General features: G+C 42.2%; 17 protein-coding genes, 1 tRNA gene and 1 pseudogene. 4 read left to right on the top strand and 15 right to left on the bottom strand.

Going from position 1 to position 20,757, the window contains the following annotated elements; genetic code table 11:
• Nucleotides 1-108 precede the first annotated feature (108 nt).
• Nucleotides 109-450: a hypothetical protein gene (locus DC082_RS07215; protein ID WP_094567911.1), complete on the top strand. Its 342-nt coding sequence runs from the start codon at nucleotides 109-111 to the stop codon at nucleotides 448-450.
• A 196-nt stretch (nucleotides 451-646) separates the two neighbouring features.
• On the opposite strand, the gene DC082_RS07210 is transcribed toward DC082_RS07215, so the two are convergent.
• Entirely contained in the window at nucleotides 647-1,246 is a 600-nt protein-coding gene (locus DC082_RS07210) for a 2OG-Fe(II) oxygenase (protein ID WP_109236395.1), read from the bottom strand.
• 274 nt (nucleotides 1,247-1,520) lie between these two features.
• On the opposite strand from DC082_RS07210, the gene DC082_RS07205 reads away from it, so the two are divergent.
• Together DC082_RS07205 and DC082_RS07200 are read left to right on the top strand one after the other, a co-directional pair.
• Nucleotides 1,521-3,479: a PhoX family protein gene (locus DC082_RS07205; RefSeq protein WP_109236394.1), complete on the top strand. Its 1,959-nt coding sequence runs from the start codon at nucleotides 1,521-1,523 to the stop codon at nucleotides 3,477-3,479.
• Nucleotides 3,480-3,836: 357 nt separating this feature from the next.
• Nucleotides 3,837-4,997, top strand: a complete 1,161-nt coding sequence (locus DC082_RS07200; RefSeq protein ID WP_109236451.1) for a linear amide C-N hydrolase — start codon at nucleotides 3,837-3,839, stop codon at nucleotides 4,995-4,997.
• A gap of 569 nt (nucleotides 4,998-5,566) precedes the next feature.
• On the opposite strand, the pseudogene DC082_RS11100 reads toward DC082_RS07200, so the two are convergent.
• Both DC082_RS11100 and DC082_RS07190 read right to left on the bottom strand, forming a co-directional pair.
• Nucleotides 5,567-6,106: pseudogene (locus DC082_RS11100) on the bottom strand (rhodanese-like domain-containing protein); the annotation flags it as partial.
• A gap of 297 nt (nucleotides 6,107-6,403) precedes the next feature.
• Nucleotides 6,404-7,348, bottom strand: coding sequence for an AEC family transporter (locus DC082_RS07190; RefSeq protein WP_109236393.1), 945 nt, complete (start codon nucleotides 7,346-7,348; stop codon nucleotides 6,404-6,406).
• 466 nt (nucleotides 7,349-7,814) lie between these two features.
• On the opposite strand from DC082_RS07190, the gene DC082_RS07185 reads away from it, so the two are divergent.
• The gene (locus DC082_RS07185; RefSeq protein WP_109236392.1) at nucleotides 7,815-8,702 is read left to right on the top strand and encodes an EexN family lipoprotein; all 888 of its coding nucleotides are present in this window, start codon (nucleotides 7,815-7,817) and stop codon (nucleotides 8,700-8,702) included.
• Nucleotides 8,703-8,867: 165 nt separating this feature from the next.
• Here DC082_RS07185 and DC082_RS07180 read toward each other — a convergent pair whose 3' ends face one another.
• The 12 genes from DC082_RS07180 to rluB all read right to left on the bottom strand — a co-directional run bounded on the left by DC082_RS07180 (nucleotide 8,868) and on the right by rluB (nucleotide 20,680).
• Entirely contained in the window at nucleotides 8,868-9,191 is a 324-nt protein-coding gene (locus tag DC082_RS07180) for a hypothetical protein (RefSeq protein WP_109236391.1), read from the bottom strand.
• Between the two features lie 359 nt (nucleotides 9,192-9,550).
• Nucleotides 9,551-10,207, bottom strand: coding sequence for a LexA family protein (locus tag DC082_RS07175; protein ID WP_109236390.1), 657 nt, complete (start codon nucleotides 10,205-10,207; stop codon nucleotides 9,551-9,553).
• A gap of 218 nt (nucleotides 10,208-10,425) precedes the next feature.
• The gene (locus DC082_RS07170) at nucleotides 10,426-10,689 is read right to left on the bottom strand and encodes a hypothetical protein (protein WP_094567965.1); all 264 of its coding nucleotides are present in this window, start codon (nucleotides 10,687-10,689) and stop codon (nucleotides 10,426-10,428) included.
• A gap of 967 nt (nucleotides 10,690-11,656) precedes the next feature.
• A tRNA-Arg gene (locus tag DC082_RS07165) sits at nucleotides 11,657-11,733 on the bottom strand.
• Nucleotides 11,734-11,787: 54 nt separating this feature from the next.
• Nucleotides 11,788-12,654, bottom strand: coding sequence for a YicC/YloC family endoribonuclease (locus DC082_RS07160; protein ID WP_109236389.1), 867 nt, complete (start codon nucleotides 12,652-12,654; stop codon nucleotides 11,788-11,790).
• Nucleotides 12,655-12,830: 176 nt separating this feature from the next.
• Complete coding sequence (locus DC082_RS07155; RefSeq protein ID WP_109236388.1) at nucleotides 12,831-13,874, bottom strand: M42 family metallopeptidase; 1,044 nt, start codon at nucleotides 13,872-13,874, stop codon at nucleotides 12,831-12,833.
• A gap of 108 nt (nucleotides 13,875-13,982) precedes the next feature.
• Nucleotides 13,983-14,975, bottom strand: coding sequence for a glutathione synthase (gene gshB, locus DC082_RS07150; RefSeq protein ID WP_109236387.1), 993 nt, complete (start codon nucleotides 14,973-14,975; stop codon nucleotides 13,983-13,985).
• A gap of 102 nt (nucleotides 14,976-15,077) precedes the next feature.
• Nucleotides 15,078-15,899 (bottom strand): 16S rRNA (uracil(1498)-N(3))-methyltransferase, encoded by an 822-nt coding sequence (locus tag DC082_RS07145; RefSeq protein WP_109236386.1) that lies wholly within the window; start codon nucleotides 15,897-15,899, stop codon nucleotides 15,078-15,080.
• A 186-nt stretch (nucleotides 15,900-16,085) separates the two neighbouring features.
• The gene (locus tag DC082_RS07140) at nucleotides 16,086-16,868 is read right to left on the bottom strand and encodes an MlaA family lipoprotein (RefSeq protein WP_109236385.1); all 783 of its coding nucleotides are present in this window, start codon (nucleotides 16,866-16,868) and stop codon (nucleotides 16,086-16,088) included.
• Between the two features lie 169 nt (nucleotides 16,869-17,037).
• A complete protein-coding gene (locus tag DC082_RS07135) occupies nucleotides 17,038-17,811 on the bottom strand; it encodes an ABC transporter permease (RefSeq protein ID WP_094567899.1) in 774 nt (257 codons plus the stop codon).
• Nucleotides 17,804-18,748, bottom strand: a complete 945-nt coding sequence (locus tag DC082_RS07130; RefSeq protein WP_109236384.1) for an ABC transporter ATP-binding protein — start codon at nucleotides 18,746-18,748, stop codon at nucleotides 17,804-17,806. Before DC082_RS07130 ends, DC082_RS07135 begins: the two co-directional genes overlap by 8 nt.
• A gap of 321 nt (nucleotides 18,749-19,069) precedes the next feature.
• Nucleotides 19,070-20,680 (bottom strand): 23S rRNA pseudouridine(2605) synthase RluB, encoded by a 1,611-nt coding sequence (gene rluB / locus DC082_RS07125; protein ID WP_109236383.1) that lies wholly within the window; start codon nucleotides 20,678-20,680, stop codon nucleotides 19,070-19,072.
• Nucleotides 20,681-20,757 lie beyond the last annotated feature (77 nt).

The raw sequence follows: 20,757 nt of genomic DNA, 5'->3' as shown, positions 1-20,757 counted from the left end.
ATCAAGAAAAGATTGATGAAAAGATTGATCGTAGAAAGTTGAGAACAATATCAGAGAATCAGCGAGATTGCCGATCCCTCTATTCCGAACAAGAGAGAAGGTTGAATAATGAAAAAGTTTTTTGCAATAAGTAGTTTAAGTGCGCTTATTCTTGCCGGATGCGCAACGACAGAAGCTCCCACGAAGAGTGTCAGTTATACCGATTATAAAGATAACCACAAACATGATACGGAACTGGTTTCTGATAAACATTATGAGAGTTATCTTGCTTGTGTTCGAAGTGGTCTTAAATCCCATCAAGTGACGGAGTCTGCGCTTAAAGGAAATGGTGCTCGACTTCAGAGTGGTAACCACTTTGTGATTGAGATCTATCGCGCTATCGATAGTACTTATGCTCGTGCCGATAGTGATGATAAGCGTATTATCGATCTTCTCCATCGTTGTAAATAGCGCGTTGGGTAAGAATCAGTTGCCACTAACAGTTATTCAGTAATAGTTATTATTGATGATTGTTATTAACTGTAAAGGTCAGAGCATATTAGAAGAGTAAAAGAGTAACCTTATTGGGTTACTCTTTTTTATAGGCTCTATGATTGTAGATTTTTATGATTGTAGATTTTTAAAAGCGGTAGAGTGGAGCGAGAGTTTAGAGAAATCTCTCCGTAAGATACCATCCGGTAATACTTTCTCGCATCTTTTGGGTCGGTAAAACTTCGTGGGGGAAATCTTCAGAGAGAAAGAGAATCATACTTCCTGCCTTGGGAGGAAGAGATAAGATCACTTCATCTGATTCGGGCTTCTCACGACTATAGATCAGCAGTTCCCCACCATCGCCGGGTTGCCATGACTCATTAAGATAGAGAACAGTTGTCACTTTTCGGCGATTCTGATTGCGCGCATTATCGTTGTGCCGTTTATAGTAGGCGCCACTTGGATAACGACAAAAGTGGGTTTCAAAATCACGTAAACCTAAATAGAGTGTTTGATTAAGTGATTGCTGAATCTCTTCCATCTTCTTAAAGTATTGGGCAATAGGCTCTCCCATGGTGGGATCGAGCCAGAGGGTGAGATCGCCTCTAATCTCTCGATTCCCCTGTAACGTATGGCGGTGACCGATACGAGCTTCTTGTAATTGATCTTCCGGGATTGCTTCTTTAAGATCGGCAACCTCAAAAGGGGTAAGAAAATCATCCCACACATAGTAGCCCTGTGTGGTGAGCGCATCGATAAGATTGTCTGTTTTCATAGTGAATTTCAGAGATAAAAGTTAAGAAGAGTTTTATATAGTGAAATCCAAAAAAATTAAAATAAAAAACTTAAATGAAATCGTGCATACCTCCATAACTACCGTTATTTAGGGACTTTTAGTTGTAAAACTGATTGTAAAATATTTCTATTTATTGTCAAAAAAATTAGCAAGAAGCTGTCATTACAGTGTCATATTGCATGCCTACTATAGTGAGTGACCCGATTGCAGAACGGGAGTCCTTCTATAGCTTTTGATTTTTTGGAGATCAATCATGACACGTAAACGTGATGAATTTGAAGTAAATAATCAGACCACAAACTCAGCCTTCTCGGAAGTGATGGATGCGCGTATCTCACGTCGCTCACTCTTTAAGATGGGGGGATTAGGTGTTACCGCTGGCATTATGTCGCTTTTTCCTTCTAATCTCTTTGCAGATAACGCACGTGATGAAGTGATAAAAGCAGCGGAAAGTGGTCGCGTCTCTTTTAAGCCGGTTCCTTACTCAGTATTGGATACGGTGATTGTTCCCGAAGGTTATGAAGCGGTTGCCTTCTATAAATGGGGGGATCCTGTAGGTTTGCCGGGTAATAACCCTGAATTTAAGAAAGATGGATCAAATAGTGCCGATGATCAAGCAGCGCAAGCAGGGATGAATCACGATGGGATGGCTTACTTTCCGTTAGGAGAGGGGGATGAGGCTTCTCGTCATGGTCTTTTAGCGATGAACCATGAGTATGTCGATAATGGTCTTCTCTTTGTGGATGGTGAGGCAAATTGGTCTGCCGATAAAGTTCTTAAATCACAAAATGCGATGGGGATCTCTGTCATTGAAGTGATGAAGAATGATCAAGGTGAATGGGAAGTGGTACGTCCTTCACAATATGCACGTCGCATTACACCGCATACAGAGATGGGTGTTTCAGGTCCGGCAAAAGGGCATGAGCTCTTTATCACAGCGGCTGATCCGAGTGGTTCAAAAGTATTAGGTACCATGCAAAATTGTGCAAATGGTAAAACGCCATGGGGCACATACCTAACATGTGAAGAGAATTGGGCCGATATCTTTGTGAAAGCAGAAGGAGAGCATAATGCCCTCGAGAAGCGTTATGGTATTGCTGATAGTGACACTGCTTATCGTTGGGTGGAGTTTGATGAGCGCTTCAATGTAGATAAACATCCCAATGAGGTGAACCGTTTCGGTTGGGTGGTAGAGATCGATCCAGAAGATCCTACCTCAACACCGGTCAAACATACGGCGCTCGGTCGTTTTAAACATGAGGGTGCTGAACTTGTTGTTGGACCGGATAAGCGCGTTGCCGTCTATATGGGTGATGATCAGCGCTTTGAGTATATCTATAAATTTGTCAGTCGTGATCAATATGATCCGGCAAAAGGGAAGGCGAATAGTCAGCTTCTCAGTGATGGAACGCTCTATGTTGCTCGCTTTGATGAGAATGGTAAAGGTGAATGGCTACCATTAATCTATGGTGAGAATGGCTTAACAGCAGAGAATGGATTTAAAAATCAAGGAGATGTAGTGATCAATGCCCGTAGTGCAGCTGATATTGTGGGCGGTACAAAGATGGATCGCCCAGAATGGATTGCAGCAGATCCTAAAAATCCTGGCAGTATCTACTGTACACTCACTAATAATAGTAATCGTGGTAAAGCGGGCTATCCTGGAAAAGATGCCGCTAACCCTCGTGACAATAATCTCTTTGGACATATTATCCATTGGCAGGAAGATCATGCAGATGTCACATCGCCAACATTTGAATGGGATATTTTAGCGCTTGCCGGCTCTGATTTAACAGATGATCCTAACCTCAAAGCTCAAAATCGTGGGGATGCTTTTGGTAGCCCTGATGGATTGGCTTTTGATCATAATGGGATCTTATGGGTGCAGACCGATGTCTCCTCATCAACCATTAATCAGAAAGCGTATGCCGGCATGGGGAATAATCAGATGCTGGCGGTTGATCCCGCAGATGGTTATTTCAAACGTTTCTTGGTGGGACCTAATCGTAGTGAGATTACGGGAATCTCCTTTACACCTGATAATAAGACGCTCTTTATCAATATTCAGCATCCTGGCGAGCCCGATAATGGAACAACTGATCCCTCCGCAGCATTAGCGCTCTCAACCTGGCCTGATGGTGCGGCGGCAGGACGTCCTCGTTCGGCAACCGTCGTGATTCAGAAGAGAGATGGTGGGGTGATCGGCAGTTAATCATTCTGATCGCTAATCATAATCTCATTATGAGTTTATTATGAGCTTATTATGAGATAGCGATAGAGGCTCCTTTAATCTCAATTACATTTTAGTAGTTGGGCTCTTAAAGGGGCTTTTTAGTTCTTCTTGCATTTTTCTTTTAGCTTTTTTTATCGATTTTTATAAAAAAAGTGAAAGAGATCAGCCGCTCTGATGGTAAAATAGGCAGAAAGTAGAGTGTTATGAGATAAAGGGAGTGATCCTAATATCGTTATTTTTGACATCTCTATCTCAGATTTCTCTTTAATAAGAGCTATGCTAAAGAAGGATTATTAAACTATGCGTAATATCTTCAAAAAATCTCCCCTCCTTAACATGAAAAAAGTGGCTGTTGCCGTTGGTGCTGCGTTACTTTTAACCACGGCGGCAGAAGCGTGTACCCGTGTTGTATTCCATGGTGATAATGACCGTAATATTACGGCAAGATCGATGGACTGGAAGAGTGATGTGGGGACTAACTTATGGATCCTTCCGAAGGGAATGGCGCGTACAGGTGAAGCGGGAGATCGATCCATTGAGTGGGTCTCTCAATATGGAAGCTTAGTTGCAACCGGTTATGATATCTCCACAACAGATGGCGTGAATGAGGCAGGGCTTAATGCAAATCTTCTTTGGCTAGCGGAATCGGAATATCCCAATCCTTCTGTACTCAATGATAAGCCGACGATGGCAATCTCACTCTGGGCACAATATATGCTCGATAACTTTGCCACTGTAGCTGAGGCGGTTGAATTTTTAGAGAAAGAGCCTTTTATCATTGTGACGGCAGAAGTGCCGGGAGAGACACGTCTTGCGACCTTGCATCTCTCTATGTCAGATGCAACGGGGGATAGTGCCATTGTCGAGTATGTTAATGGAGAGCAGGTGATTCACCATGATCGCAGTTACCAAGTGATGACAAACTCCCCTACATTCGATAAGCAGTTAGCGATGAATGAGTATTGGGAAGGCATTGGTGGGACGGTGGTATTGCCGGGAACCAATCGTGCGGCGGATCGTTTTGCGCGAGCTTCATTCTATATCAATGCGATTCCGACAGGCGGATCGATGAAGGATTCGATCTCTAGTGTCTTTAGTGTCATTCGCAATGTCTCTGTTCCTTATGGTCTTAATACGGAAGAGGAACCTAATATCTCTTCAACACGATGGCGCACGGTGGTCGATCATAAAGAGGGGCTCTACTTCTTTGAATCTGCAATCTCTCCCAATATCTTCTGGGTTGATCTCAAAAAGATCGATTTTGAGCCCGGTGAACAGAATGTGAAAAAACTCGATTTAGGTCAGAATCAATCGCATATCTATTCAGGCGAGGTCTCTTCAGAGTTTGTCGTAACGCCGGCATTTAAGTTCCTCGGTGTTACTGAAGCACAAATTCAGGATGAGATGGCGAAAGAGCGTGCTGAAGAGAAGGCTTTTGAAGCGAAAGAAGAAGCTGAGCTCAGAGAGAATGAGAGTGTTGATAGTGTCCCGCTCTAATGATTAATGGGATTGGCAGGATTGTTGAGATCGATAAGATCGATAAGCTTCGATGAAGCCAATGCATTGATCAGTTAAGACATAGCTTCAGCCGGCAATAAGGTTAATAAGGTTGGCGAAATAGAAAAAGCACTGATTGGTAAGATCAGTGCTTTTTGTGTTACTAGGCAATGGAATAGAAGCAGACTCTAAGCTGCGACATTCTCTTTAACAACTGCCGGTGTATCATCAGATTTAGGCATCTCTTTGAGTTTATTGAGATCCTCTTTCTTGCCATCGAAGATCTCTTTTGCTTTATCAACGGCATTATCGAGATTCTCTTTTTGTTGATCAAGAAGCTCTTTGACATTTTCTGATGCATTATCAACGCTCTTTTTAAGATCTTCTTTCATCTCATTGAGGGCACTCTTTTTATCTGCCGCATCCTCTTCAACGGCTGTTGCATCAGTTGAGACACTCTCTTCTACTTGATCGAGCGCAGCATCTGTTGCAGTTGCAGTATCTGCCGCCGCCGCTTCAATAGCCTTTTCTGCGACTTCAGTATCTGCTTTCACTTCTGCCTCACTTGTATCTGTGCGGTAGATCTTATCACCACTCATTTTTGCGCCCCAAGGAAGGTCGGAGTTTTGCCAACCATTTTCAATGCGGAAGCCCTTCATTTCACCCTCTTTAACTGCATCACCTTGGAAGCCATTGATAACATAGTGTGCGTTACTAAATCCTGCTTCACGTAGAGCTTCTGCGCTTGGCTTTCCTCGCTCACTACCTGAACGACACATGGTGATAATCATTGTCTCTTTAGGAAGATTTTTAGCTTCTAATGCCGCGGCAACTTCTTTAGCGAATTGATCATTCTTATTCATCTTAAAAGCGCCACGCTCATCACTCCATTCTGTTCGGTCAACGATTAAAAAGGGAATATTGAGATCGACAACATCAGTACTACCAACAAACATAATCTCTACAGGATCACGGACATCAATAAAGAGAACAGGTGTCTCTCCTTCCATCTTTAATTGATAAGTCTCTTGAGGTGTTAAGCCCATCTCTTCTGCAGCAAAAGACCATGAAGCAAGAAGAAATAGGGAGGATAAAATCAATTTTTTCATAATAGTCACTCTCTTAACTAGTTGAAAATAGATCATTCGATCGCTATCGATAATTAGCCGATGTTGAGTTGATCGATATGAGTGATAGACTCGCTCTATCTCCTCTATTTTAACAGATATCATATATTTTTGTATATTGAATGAGTTTGGTAATGACTCTAAATTCATGTAGCACCGATATCATGATGACCTCAATATCGATCTAACGTTGATATAACTTAGGTCTCATTCCGATTTAAAACTCTATTTAAAACTTATAACGAAAGGAATTGGGCCTGAGACAGGGACGTTAAAATTCTAGAGAAGTACCACAATAATAGGTGTCGTAACGGCAGAGAGGATCGTCGTTAAGATAATACTGGAGGCGACGGCATCCTCAATTACTTGGAATTTTAAGGCCATAAGATAGACATTCATCCCTGTAGCGATGGAGCCTAAAATGACAATTGCCTTTGTCTCAAAGGGAGGAAGTCCCATCAAGAGTGCAACGCCCCAGATGATAAGAGGATGCAGAATTAATTTAAAAAAGGTGATATTAAGGCTCAACTTGAGATTTGCACCTAGACGATATTTAGCTAATCCCATCCCCAGTACTAAAAGTGAAAGAGGGGCGACCATATCAGAGAACATCTCAATGGTATGGGTTGCAAAAGTTGGCATCGGCACCTGAAGAAAGCTCACTAAAAGTCCTAGCATAATGCCGATGACAATCGGATTTTTAAGAACGCCACGGAAGGTGAGGAGAAACCCTTTAAGAGAGAGTGATCCATGATCTGCCCACTCAATGGCAACGGAGACTAAACTCCAAAGAAGAAGCGCATTGAAGGAGATTACCAGTGCCGATACTGCAATCGCCTCACTTCCCATAAAGAGCATAATAAGGGGAATTCCAATCATCACATTATTGGAGAAGATGCCACCCATTCCAAAGACAGCCGCCTCTTGCGCACTCCGTTTTAAGATCCACTTGACATAGATTTGTGCAATAAAGAAGAGGATAAAAGAGGCGCCGAAATAGGCAATAATCAGACGCGGGTCCATCTCCTCTTGAGTATGAAAGCGACTCATCACTCCAAAGAGCATCACCGGGATTGCCAAATTGAAGAGAAAACGCGTTAATCCTTCCGTAAAGGTATTACTCCAACGGAAGACGCGGACTAGAATATAGCCGGTTGCGATCAGAATAAAAAAGGGTAGAAGGGCGTAAAATTGGGTCGCAAAGGCATGTAGAAAGAGTGTCATGGTCTGTGCTCAGAGAAAAGAGGAATTAGGGCGAATAGAGTGATCTATCCTTTTAGGGATTTGTGATCTAAATCAAAAGTGTCTCTCCACTGTAGCAGAGCATTTTCAAAGTAGAAAGAGGAAGTAAAATACTTTTTTTTATCACTCTTTATCAGAGGATCTTTCAGCCTCTTTTGGTTGCTAGGAAGCTTGATCTATATAGCTTTTAGCGGGTTCTACCTTTCTATTTAAGATGTGATTATCTATAATATGTAAATATTAATAAAATAATTACAGTTAGGTTTTACTGTAAATATTACGTTAAGTATTACGGCTAAGTGTTACGTAAAGAGAGACAAGGAGCGAATCAGATTAAGGGCAACGTAGTTTCTCCCCTTCTCTTTAGGAAGAGAGCTATGTTGAAGATCAAAGCATTTTGATCACTGATTCGCTTATCCATTGTACTTAAAATAGAAGGCAAAGAGAGATGAAAAAAATTGCGATAGTAGTGGGTTTAGTATTAGGGCTTGCAGCATGCGGGGACCATGATGAAGCGTACTATATGAAGCATCTAAATAAAGCCCAAGATATGGTCAAAAATTGTGAGAAACGCCTTGATAATGCCCGTAAAAAAGGGGGAGAAAAGGGGGTTGCGTTAGTGGAAAATGATCAAGCTTGTATCGCAGCACAGAAAGCTTTAGATCAAGCTGCTTTAGATCAAGAGATGGAGCACTTCTCGGAGATTGAAGCGAGACTTGAGCGTGAGCATGGCGAGAAAAATTGGCAAGAAGTGCTCTCAGTTTACGATGCTATGGCTTGTAATGAAGCGACCACGGCACATGAAAAGGTTGAGTGTAATGCCTTTAATAAATTGGTAAAGAGGGCAAAGATTGAGGGAAAAAAGGTTCTTTTTGAAGAGAACTTAGATAATCTCTATCGTCATGAGCACCAATTTTGTGGCAAAAATCCAACAGAATCGACACTTTGCCAATTATGGAAAGATGTGAGAGATGAGAAGAGCTATGAGATGTTAATGCCGCTCTCATTGATGGAGCTACAAGCGATCCATCCACAGTTTTGTGCTGAAAGCCATGCCGCGACGGCAGATTGTGATATCTGGAAACGCGTTTGGAAAGAGAAAAATAATCTTGCAGTTGAGCAATATAAGCAGGATCGAGCGCTCTTTATCTCTGGATATAATCGTTGTGTAGATCGTATGGCGAAAGTTGACCGTAATAGTGGTTTAACTGCTACTGAGAAGCGCAATGCGAAGCGTAAGATTAGAGAGACAACGCCTTGCTCTCAAATTGAAGCGGCCTTTATTGAAAAAGGTATGGGAAGCAGCACCAATTTTGGAAAGCATATTGGAGAGTAGTCGCTTCAATAGTAAGCTCAAAGCTTAGAATCAAAACTTGGAATTAATACTTTGATTTAAAACTTTGATTTAAAACTAGAACCAAAAGAGGCTGACATTCTATTTGTCAGCCTCTTCTTATTGTGGTGTAAAATTTTAGTGTGCGCTTAGTGGCTTCATTCGGAACTATGCTGCTTCCTTCCTGAGTAGAACGAAAGGAACAGGAGAGAGAGGTTCTCTATTTTGCATCAATTGATGCCGGCGATTAATCAATTTTTGAGCGTGATAGAGTGCTTCAGTTAATACTTTTAGCTCTTTGCGTCTCCAAAAAGGTGCCTTCTGTAGCTGAATCTCTGCTTTTGTGATCTTCTCGTCAATCGCCTTGGGGGTTTCAGCACTAAATTCATTGGCGATTAATAGCACATTGTTAAAATGGCGCTCTCTCTTAATACGAAGATTCTCTTTTTGGCGTTGGGTCAATAATAAGTTTAATAGATCGGTCAATAACATCTCTCTTCTCCTTTTAGTGACGCAGTTGAGCTCTCTTAGAATCGACTTAATCACTTTTTATCCATTTTTGCTGTTAGATCTTGATGTGATCTTTGATGTAATAAATATTACATTTATGTAATGGTTATTGCAATACATATTTGTAATATTTCTGATAAAACTTTTACGATTTTAGATGCTGAAATTGTAACTGATTGTAATAAAAGGAGATTAACTGCAAGATGTTACATATTTAAAAGTGGTAAATAAGAATAGTGATAAAGAGAAGTGGAGGAATAATCAATCTTATTGATGCAATGAAGAGTAGATCAAACGATCAAACGTTCGAAAGGATCGAGCGATATCTGCTTTTCTAAGTATTAGCAGATATCGACCCATTTTCCGATCACAACACCATTGATAGAGGCATTCTCACGAATCTCTATCGGCTTATCGCCCCAGTTAGGATTGAGAGGGATAATATATTTTTTACCATCTGGTTCAATGACCAATTGCTTGAATGTAGCGCTATCACTCCCTTCTAGTGTCACAATGACACATGATTTGTTTTCTGGCATCTTCGCAGGATCGACAAAGATAATATCGCCATCTTCAAAAGAGGGGCTACCATTAGGATTCATCATGCTAATGCCGGAGACCTTAAGGGCAAAAGTTCCTTTGCTATGGGGCGCAGGGCAGGGAACCCACTTAATAAGATCATCTGCTGGAATTTGGCCTGCATCACTAAAATGACCCGCTGCCACCCAAGAGATCACCGGGATCATGCCTTGTAGCGCGGCAGGATTGATAGGAACATCGGGCTCTTCCGTCTGTTCGAGATACATATTGGGCATCTCTGCTAACTCTTCGATAGAACGCGCCTTTCGCTCTCCAAAAACACGACGACCATTAATGAGTGCCGAAAGTTCCCCTTGATTCATCCCGGTCTTCTCAATAAAGGCAGCCTGTTTCCCCCCGTAATAGCGATCAATCCATGCTTTTAAGTTTTCTGCTCTAATTCTTGCTGCTTCTTTCATTTTTAACACCTCTCTAGTTAACACATAAATGTAAATTATATAGTTGCAATGGTCAATCAATTGCGCACTCAATTACATAAATATAATGAAATAGAGGGGAATTAGATGCTTTTGCTGTGAAAAGGGGGGATAAAAGAAGCATTTTGATGGTGAGATGGTGCTTTAAAAACACTTAAAACTTTAAGCAGAATCGATCAATAATTGGTGAGGTAGGTCTTCTATTTTTTACGAGATTGGTTTCGTTGTTTCCATTCTCTTAATTCTTGAGGAGAGATATCTTCAGGATAACATTTAGGCGCATAACCGCCTCTTTTGTTATAAGCACTACGTTTTCCGCAACGACTACCATTTTTAGCTGAATTGTAGGGGCATGGACAATTTCCAGGATAAGAAGCGATAGATTGTTTAATAATGATGTTTTTAATCTCATCATCACTCTGCGCGAATGCAAAGCTTGAAAGAGATAATAGAATGATGAACATGAAAGATGTTGTCAAAACCCTCATGTATAGCCCCTTATCCTAATTAGTTTGTATTTAAATATTCCTTTTAATATTCTATATTTAAATTTAAATAAAACAACAAGTTATAAACTATATTTACTATTTTGAGACTATAAAAATTCAAAGATAGCGCAATTATAAAAAGGTGTGGGCTTTTACAGTAGATATGAAAGAAAGCTATTAGTCATTGCGATTAATAGCTTTTTCTTTTGGTAGAATAATCACTGCCGTGGCGCTTATGCTACAAGAAGTAGAGCGAAAACATCAGCATAAAGTGTTATAGATAGAGAGAAGCCCCTCGAGTGAGGGGCTTATTTTGAATTAATGGAGGTATTTTAATCTGTTATCTTACAGACGGTATATAGCATCTCCGCATACAATGCATACCCGATCCCCTGTATCTTGACCCATATATTTTTCTTTTCTTCGATTCGGGTGATCGCACGTTAATGTAGGATCAGCTTTAACCTTCTCTTTCCACGCTTTTCTCAATGCTTCAGCGCTTTCCATGTTAATGTTAGCGATAACATCTCCTTTCAGTTAAATCAACGAAATACCCGCTTCTTTAAGCGCTCTTTCTGTCGCATTTGTCCATGAAGCTTGTCCATCAAAAGAGGATGTTTTTGAGGGTATTATTTTGTTCGATTTTTAGTGGAGCCAATTTGAATTATGAGGTTGCTCTTCTATCGTAATAAAACGTATAACTTATTGGCTATAAAAGATACTTTAGATATCTTAACTAATAATAAGAGGTTTGATTATTTTGGTCATAATAGTAGTAAGATCCTCTGTTTTATTAAATCTTACTACCTATTTTACTACCATTAGTTCTTATTTTCTATGATTACAGCTCATTAATAAAGATTAAATGGTGACTCTAAGTCAATGAAAAGCCCCGTAATATCTAACCTTTGCTATAGTCTGATATTCGGGGCTATTAAACGTCTGGCGCGCCTAAGAGGGATCGAACCTCTGACCTTTGGTTTCGGAAACCAACACTCTATCCAACTGAGCTATAGGCGCTTTAAAGTGAGCTATTATAACATTGAATAGAGATGATGGGAATAATGTTTTCGTTTACTCGATGTTTTGAATCTGTTCACGAATCTGTTCAATTAATACTTTGAGGTCAACACCGATCTGTGTGAGGATCACATCTTGTGACTTTGAGCCTAAAGTATTCGCTTCGCGATTGAGCTCTTGGGTGAGGAAGTCGAGTCGGCGTCCTACGGGCTCTTTGCGATTGAAGACATCTCGCATCTCTGCAATATGTGCCGTTAAACGATCAATCTCCTCATCAATATCGAGACGTTGAGTGATATAGACAAGCTCTTGTTCAAAGCGTTGCGGATCATGTTCGATCTCTAATTTCTCTAATCGAGAGAGGAGGCGCTCTTCAATCTTCTCAATTGCGATTGGACGCTGCTCTTTAGCTTTTTCAACTAATACTTCCATCTGGTTGAGGCGATCGAGCATCATCTCTTTCAATCTTTCCCCTTCACGTTCTCTATTGGCTAAAAAGGCGAGAATAGCATGATCAAAGAGTTCAAAGAGCTTCTCTTTAATCGATTCGGCATCGAGTGAAGTAGGGCGCATAACGCCGGGAAGTTGAATGAGCTCTAATGCTGTAAGTTCCCCTTTTTTTCCTAAAAGGGCATTTGCACTCTCATGAATCGCTAAGATCTCTTTAGCAGCTTGCTCATTAAAGGTAAGATGATGGCTCTCTGCATCATCAAAGTTGATACGAATACCGACCTCAACCTTTCCGCGAGATACTGCTTTTTGCAAGCGCTCTCTCAATTCTGGCTCTAAAGCTCTTAAGAGTTCCGGCATCTTGAAAGTCGGGTCTAAATAGCGACTATTAACACTGCGAATCTCAAGACTCAATTGGCCAATATCGCTAGTTGTGGTTTCGCGGGCAAATCCCGTCATGGAACGTAACATAATTATCCTTTATTTTTTAAGCGGTTCTATTTTCTGTTGATGGATTGCCATCTATTCTATTTTTCTATCTTTTTCTTCACTCATCAGTGATCAACCATCAATGATCAACCATCAGCCTTCGATATTTGATACTCGATGATTGATATTCGATAGCCGATGATTAAATAGTGGCATCACTAGTCGATCATCTCTGCAGATACATAAGCTTTGAGCAGATTGAAGGTGGCAATCATCGAATCGATATGTGTTCGTTCTTGCGCATGGGAGGATTCAATCCCTGGGCCAATTAAAGCGTGACGAATATCATATCCGGCACGAATTGCGGCAGAGGCATCGGACCCATAGAAAGGGTAGATATCGACTTGATGTGGAATTTTATTCTCTCTTGCCAAGGTGATCATCTGATTTGTGAGAGCATAGTGATAGGGCCCTGATGAGTCTTTGGCACAGATTGAGACGGAGTACTCATCGGTTGTCTGCCCATCACCTATTGCACCCATATCAACAGCGAGATACTCCACGACCTCTTCAGGGATAGAGGCATTTCCACCAAAGCCGATCTCCTCATTATTAGAGAAGTAGAAGTAGAGCGTATAGGGAGGAATTTCAGCGGTTGTGAGCCACTCAAGGAGAGAGAGAAGTAGGGCGACGCTCGCTTTATCATCAAGATGACGAGATTTAATAAATTGGCTCGCTGTATATTGAAAACGAGGATCGAATGAGACAAAATCTCCCGGCGCAATCCCAAGTTTGAGTGTCTCCTCTTTAGAACGACTCTTCTCATCGAGGCGAACCTCGATATGTTGATCATTACGGGGAAGATCGCCGGCATTTTGATAGACATGGACGGAGGTCTCATGCATTAAGATGGTGCCGGTAAATGTTTTGCCATCTCGAGTATGGATCTGGCAATATTCCCCCTCTACTGCATTCCAGTTAAAGCCCCCAATTTTTGTCAATTTTAGGCGACCATCACTCTTAACCTCTTTCACCATTGCCCCTAATGTATCGACATGGGCTGTCAGAAGGCGTGCTCGACTCTTCTCTCGACCTTCTACTTTTGCAATAATCGCTCCTTTATTAGTAATCTCAATGGGGAGATCAAACTGGCTTAATTCACTAAAGATTGCCGCTAATACCTCTTCGGTGTAGCCTGAGGGTGAAGGGATATTGACAATTTTTTCTAAACGTTGAAGTAGGGATTGAAGATTGAGTGACATACGATTCCTTCTATTAAATAGAGAGATTTGATAAAAAAATGGGGCAAATAGAGTTCGAATAGAGTTTGAATTGAGCTGGGATGAAGGTCAAATAATTATGCTCTATAGTTACGCTCTACTTTTGCGCTCTTGCCAGAGATTGAGCAGCGCTTCGATCAGATCACGTCCTAAAAAGGATCCAGTCTCTGCATCAATTTGGCGAATACCGGTTGGGCTGGTGACATTGATCTCGGTAAGATAATCACCGATTACATCGAGCCCTACAAAGTAGAGTCCTCGTTTGACCAGTTCCGGACCTAACTTCTCACAGATCATTCGATCATTTTCCGAGAGCGTCTGTACGACACCGGTAGCGCCGGCAGCAAGATTACCTCGAGTCTCATTGACCGCAGGTACACGGGCAAGAAGGTGGGGCGCCGGAACGCCATTGATCAGAATAATCCGCTTATCACCCTTCTTAATCTCTGGAATATAGCGTTGAACCATAATAGAGGTCTGATTATGTTCCGTCATTGTCTCAAGAATCACATTTAAGTTAGGATCATTTTCAGTGACGCGGAAGATTGAGCTTCCGCCCATGCCATCGAGAGGTTTAACGATGGTATCGTGATGCTGGGCGATAAACGCTTTGATCTTATCACTTTGGCTTGAGACGAGTGTAGGAGGCGTTAACTCAGGGAACCAAGCAGTAAACATCTTTTCATTACAATCGCGTAGTGAATCAGGGCGGTTGCAGACAAAAGCACCTTGACGCTCCATCAACTCTAAGAGATAGGTGGCATGGATATAGTGCATATTGAAAGGGGGATCTTTACGTTGAAGGACAATATCATTCTCTCCAAAGATGATATTTTCAGCCTCATCTAGTTGATACCAATCCTCAAAGCTCGCAAGTTCTCGCTCATTTTTGAGTTTTAAATTGATCTTCTGTGCCGTTGTTTGGACAGCGCCATCTAATAGGTAGATCGATTCTTGACGGCTATAGTAGATGGGGAGTCCTAAACTCACTGCGCCCATCATCATGCCGATTGTTGTATCTTTCTGTGCGGGAAGGGACTCAATAGGGTCCATAATAAAGATAATTCGAGCTTCTCTTGTCATAACGTTCCTTTTGCGGGTTGAAATCCCATCTCATAATATCGATTGGGTTATTTTACCACTTTCTCACTAAGAGTGATCTTCCGCAATACTACACGCTCCTGTTTAATCAAATTCTTCATGGGTTTGGAGATATTCATCATTTTCAATCTCAATGGTTCGTTCTGCCGTCTCGCTCCAATCACCTATCACGCCTTGTAGTGTGGAGATCACGGAGAGGGCGGCTGTTTCGGTGCGTAAAATTCTTGGCCCGAGTGTTACGCTATGTGCGCCTGCTTTCTGAAGTAGATCGATCTCTTCATCACTTAACCCCCCTTCAGGACCAATAATAAAGGTGATCGATGCCGGCATTGTGTCGCTATTTTTCAGATTGCAAGAGAGAAAGTTCCCTAGACTCTGTTCAGCCGTAGGGGAGAGCGTAATGAGTAGTGACTCCTCTTCAGAAGAGTGATTTTCGATCCACTCTTTAAGCGCAATCGGCTCATGAAGTTGTGGGGGAATATTGAGCCCGCACTGTTCACAAGCAGAGGTGATGATCTGGTGCCAACGCTCGAGACGTTTTGGTAATTGCTCCTTTTTCAGGTGAAGGACACTTCGCTCTGTCACAATAGGTGTGATGGAGTGCATGCCGAGTTCACTCCCTTTTTGCAGCACAAAGTCCATCTTCTCCCCTTTGACAAGGGATTGTAGGATATTGATTTTGATACGACTTCCACGATTGATCGGATTATATTTTTTAAGACGAACGGTTAAGTGTCGTTTTGTAATTTCGATGATAATGCCATGATATTCGCCACCTTCACCATTGAAGAGTACGATAGAATCACCCTCGCGATGGCGTAAGACACGGATAATATAGTTATAATCCTCATCTTCTAAAATAATATCGGTACCAATAGCTAAGGGTTGATTGACGTAGCGACGCATGAAGACTCCTTTATCGCTTGAGTTAAATTTTTAAGTGAATGTTTAAGTGAATTTTTAAGTGAATTTTTAAGTGAAATTTCACGTGAAACTTTAAGTAAAGTTTTTGAGTGAAATCGGAAAATGAAAGGCGCTTAATCAATTGGCTAAATTGACTAAACGCCTTCTAAAGAGCTTGTAGAGTGTTTTCTATTGATTTCGTTGACGCGCTAACTCTGCAATCGAGAGTCCTGCATCTTCCTCATCATCTTCATAGAGTGATTCACGTTCATGAGCTGACTGAATATATTTCACACCATGATTTTTAAGTTGTTGGTTTCTAAATTGAAGATACGCTTCACGCTGGAAGACATAAGGATCGAGCGCTGCGGTTGTTGTCACCGACTCAACATCGAGTAATTTACTGCGAAGATCGATTCCACCGGCCACTAATACCCCTAGGCTAACCCAATCATTAAAGGCATATGCATAAGGGGTGGCAAAGACATCGGCAACAACACCGACAGTATCTCGGGAAGTTGATGGACCAATCAATGGAACAACAAAATAGTTACTATTAGCCCAACCCATCTTGGCAAAAGTAACGCCCATATCATTTTTCTGTTTAGGGGGGAGATTAAAGAGTTCTGTAACATCCACTAAACCTAAAAGACCAAAGGTTGAGTTGAAGACGAAGCGATGTAAACTCTCTAATGCGGCAACAGGTTCGCCTTGCGTTAAGTTAACAACGGTATAACGTGTGTCTGCTAAGTTTTCAAGGGCATTACTAACGCCGGTACGAACTGTTTTAGGAACGACCTTAACGTAGCCCTTTGCAACAGGTTTCGCAATAGCATTATCGACCGCGGTATTGAACTCGTAAGTCGCTCGGTTATAACCTTCATAAGGGTCATAAGGATTGGGAGGATTTCCGGCACATGCCGCCACAATCCAAGCGCAAGAGAGCGTTAAGAAGAGTTTTAGATGTTTCATAAAAAAGTCTCAAATCAGAATAACGTTATTCTAGATATCTGTTAGTAAATATAATCTTGAGGATCCTAAGATAGAAAAGAATCTATCGATATCGAAGCGATCGTTCCAAGATTGAAGATTTTGAATCTATAATTCTACCACTTGCCATCTTGAAACGATATCGATCCTGTTATGATTTTAAGCCCGTTCCTTTATGTAGCAGATAGTAAGCGACTGAAAAAAGAACGATAAAAAATCCTAAAAGTAGCGTAATCGCCGTAAAGATATTGATATCGGAAACTCCTAAAATACTATAACGGAAGGCACTTACCATATAGAGTACCGGGTTAAAGTAGGAGATATTTTGCCAAAACTCAGGTAAGAGAGAGACTGAGTAGAAGACACCCCCAAGATAGGTCAGTGGCGTTAGGATAAAGGTGGGAATAATAGAGATATCATCGAAGCTTCGTGCGAAGATGGCATTAATTAAGCCGGCAAGCGAGAAGACGAGCGAGGTGAGGAGGAAGATGAGTAGCATCAGAAGGATATTATCGATCTTCATATCGATAAAGAAGAGCGCCACAATGGTGACAATTCCACCAACGGCCAATCCTCGGGCAACGCCCCCCATAACATAGCCGGCAATAATCACAATATTAGGAACCGGTGCTACTAACATCTCTTCAATATGGTGAGAGTACTTTGCACTAAAGAAGGAGGAGACAACATTGGAATAGCTATTGCTAATCACAGTCATCATAATTAATCCCGGTGCGATAAATTGGGCATAAGTAACGCCATCCATTGCACCAACACGATCCCCAATCACCTTACCGAAGATAAGGAAGTAGAGAATAGTTGTGATGAGTGGCGGAAGCAATGTTTGTGGCCAGATACGAACAAAACGATAGATCTCTTTTGTCAAAATAGTATAAAAAGCGATCCAATAAGCGCGGTTACTCATCTTTTGCTCCTGTTGTTTGTGGTTCATTGGTAATGCGAAGGAAGAGCTCCTCTAAACGATTTGCTTTATTTCGCATGGTGTCGATCTTAATATTTTTAGTATTGAGCCCCATAAAGAGATCATTGATCGTATGTGGCTTGGTGATCTCCGCCTCTAAGGTCATAGGATCGATGAGCTTCAGCTCAATTCCTGGGATTTGTGGTAGTTCTGTTGCCGGCGCACTTAGATCGAGAATAAATGATTCTGATTGTAACTCTCGGAGAAGGGCACTCATTGAGCTCTGCTGAACAATCTCTCCATGATTGATAATGGCGATATTTTTACACATCTGTTCTGCCTCCTCTAAATAGTGAGTGGTCAGAATAATAGTTGTTCCGGCAGCATTGACCCGCTTCATCAGCTCCCAGGTCTGTCTTCGAATTTCGATATCAACGCCGGCAGTCGGCTCATCAAGAATAAGAAGACGAGGATTATGGACTAATGCTCGGGCGATCATCAAACGGCGCTTCATCCCCCCGGAGAGTTCCCGCGCCATCACTTTTGCTTTATCTGTCAGGTCTAATAATCTAAGGAGCTCAGCTGTTCGTTTTCTCGCTTCACTTCGAGGAATCCCTAGATAACCTGCTTGGTTAATAACAATCTCCTCACAAGGTTCGAAGGGATTGAAGTTAAATTCTTGTGGCACTAAGCCGATCATCGATTTTGCAAGATTACGATTCTTTTGGGTATCGACCCCAAAGACCTCAACATGGCCAGAGCTAGGTTGTACCAGATCGGTAATGATGCCGATAGTGGTCGATTTTCCGGCGCCGTTAGGGCCTAATAGTGCGAAGAAGTCTCCCTCTTTGACCTCTAGGTTGATCCCTTTCAGGGCAACTTTCCCATTTTGATACTGTTTTTTTAGATCTGTTATTTTGAGTGCTAATGGCGTTGACATAAACGATCCTCATTAGTTTGTTCGATGATGGCGATCTTGATACCGATCTTGATATTAATGGTAACACTAAGGCTAATATTAATATTGTTATCGAGGGCGACTGCTCTGATGCCTATCGGCTAAAATCGCACTATCTCATCGATTGTTATAGGTGAGTAGATGTTTGAGAGATCATTCTATTAGATATTTTTAAGATCTCTTCTCAAAACTTAAAACCTTGAAATTTAAAATTTGAAACCTTGAAACTTAGAGAGCGCTAGAAATAAATAAAGACCTCCTGCAATGCAAAAGATCTTTATAAGATATTCCCGCTATCTGGGGTTAGGAGCGAGATCGGCGGTCAGAGTCGCGATTCCCATCCCGTTTGAAGTCTCGACCGGAATCTCTACCTCTTCCTGCTCCGCGTTGACCTTCGTTGCGGTCGCGGTTAAAAGAACGTGTTTCTGAACGATTGTGGCGGCGCGAATCTTGTGAGCCAAAGTTATTACGATCACTACGCTCACCGCGATCACTACGTTCGCCACGATTTGTACGATCTCCACGATTATTAGGGCGATCTGATGAATTACGGCGCTCAAAACGATCATTGCTACGACCGAAGTTGCTACGCTCACCGCGATCACTACGTTCGCCACGATTTGTGCGATCTCCACGATTATCAGGGCGATCAGATGAATTACGGCGCTCGAAACGATCATTGCTACGACCGAAGTTACTGCGCTCACCGCGATCACTACGTTCGCCACGATTTGTCCGATCTCCACGATTATCAGGGCGATCTGATGAATTACGGCGCTCGAAACGATCATTGCTACGACCGAAGTTGCTACGCTCACCGCGATCACTACGTTCGCCACGATTTGTACGATCTCCGCGATTATCAGGGCGATCAGATGAATTGCGGCGCTCGAAACGATCATTGCTACGACCGAAGTTACTGCGCTCACCGCGATCACTACGTTCGCCACGATTTGTACGATCTCCACGATTATCAGGGCGATCAGATGAATTGCGGCGCTCGAAACGATCATTGCTACGACCGAAGTTACTGCGCTCACCGCGATCATTACGCTCGCCACGATCATCACTTCTTGGGCGCGGACTGCGACTCAATTCACGACGGCGCTCCTGAACACTACCGATACGGCGTGCTTTTGTTCTTTGACGTTCTTGCTTCTCATCGAGAACAACGTGTTGATGTTCAAGGCCGACAGACTCAACTAACTCTTTTAAGACTTCTGGGTCGATATCGATAAATTGACCTTCACGTAATCCCGGTGGTAACTCCACATTGCCATAGCGAATACGGATAAGACGAGAGACCATCAAACCTTGGGATTCCCAAAGGCGACGAACTTCACGATTCTTTCCACCTTTGACGGTAACGTGATACCAGAAGTTTGCACCGGTACCGCCTGACCAGAGGATCTCTTCAAATTTTGAGATACCATCTTCAAACTCGATACCATTGCGCATGTTATCTGCCATCTCGTCGGTAAAATCACCGATAACACGTACGGCATATTCACGTTCTAATTCATGAGAGGGGTGCATCAAACGGTGCGCGAGCTCACCATCATTGGTCACAAGGAGTAATCCTTGAGTGTTAATATCGAGACGTCCCACTGTAATCCAGCGGCCATCGCGGATGGAGGGGAGACTCTCAAAAATTGTTGGGCGACCTTCAGGGTCATGGCGCGTTGTAATCTCACCAACTGGTTTGTAGTAGATTAAGACACGGCGCTCTTGTTCACTTTTGTCGATAGAAATTCGGCGATCATCTAGGAGGACACTCTCTGTCCCATCTATTTGGCAACCGAGTTCAGCGACTTCGCCATTCACCTTAATGCGGCCTTCGCTAATCCAACCCTCAATCTCCCGGCGTGAACCAAATCCTAGGTTCGCTAAAACTTTCTGTAAACGTTCTTTCATGCTGTCCTTAAAATAGGAATTTTCAATTAAATAGGTCTTATTATAGCCGATAGAGCGACTGATTTATAGTAATCATT

Source organism: Ignatzschineria indica (assembly GCF_003121925.1).
Lineage (GTDB): Bacteria > Pseudomonadota > Gammaproteobacteria > Cardiobacteriales > Wohlfahrtiimonadaceae > Ignatzschineria > Ignatzschineria indica.
This window is presented reverse-complemented; position numbering and strand designations above follow the sequence as displayed.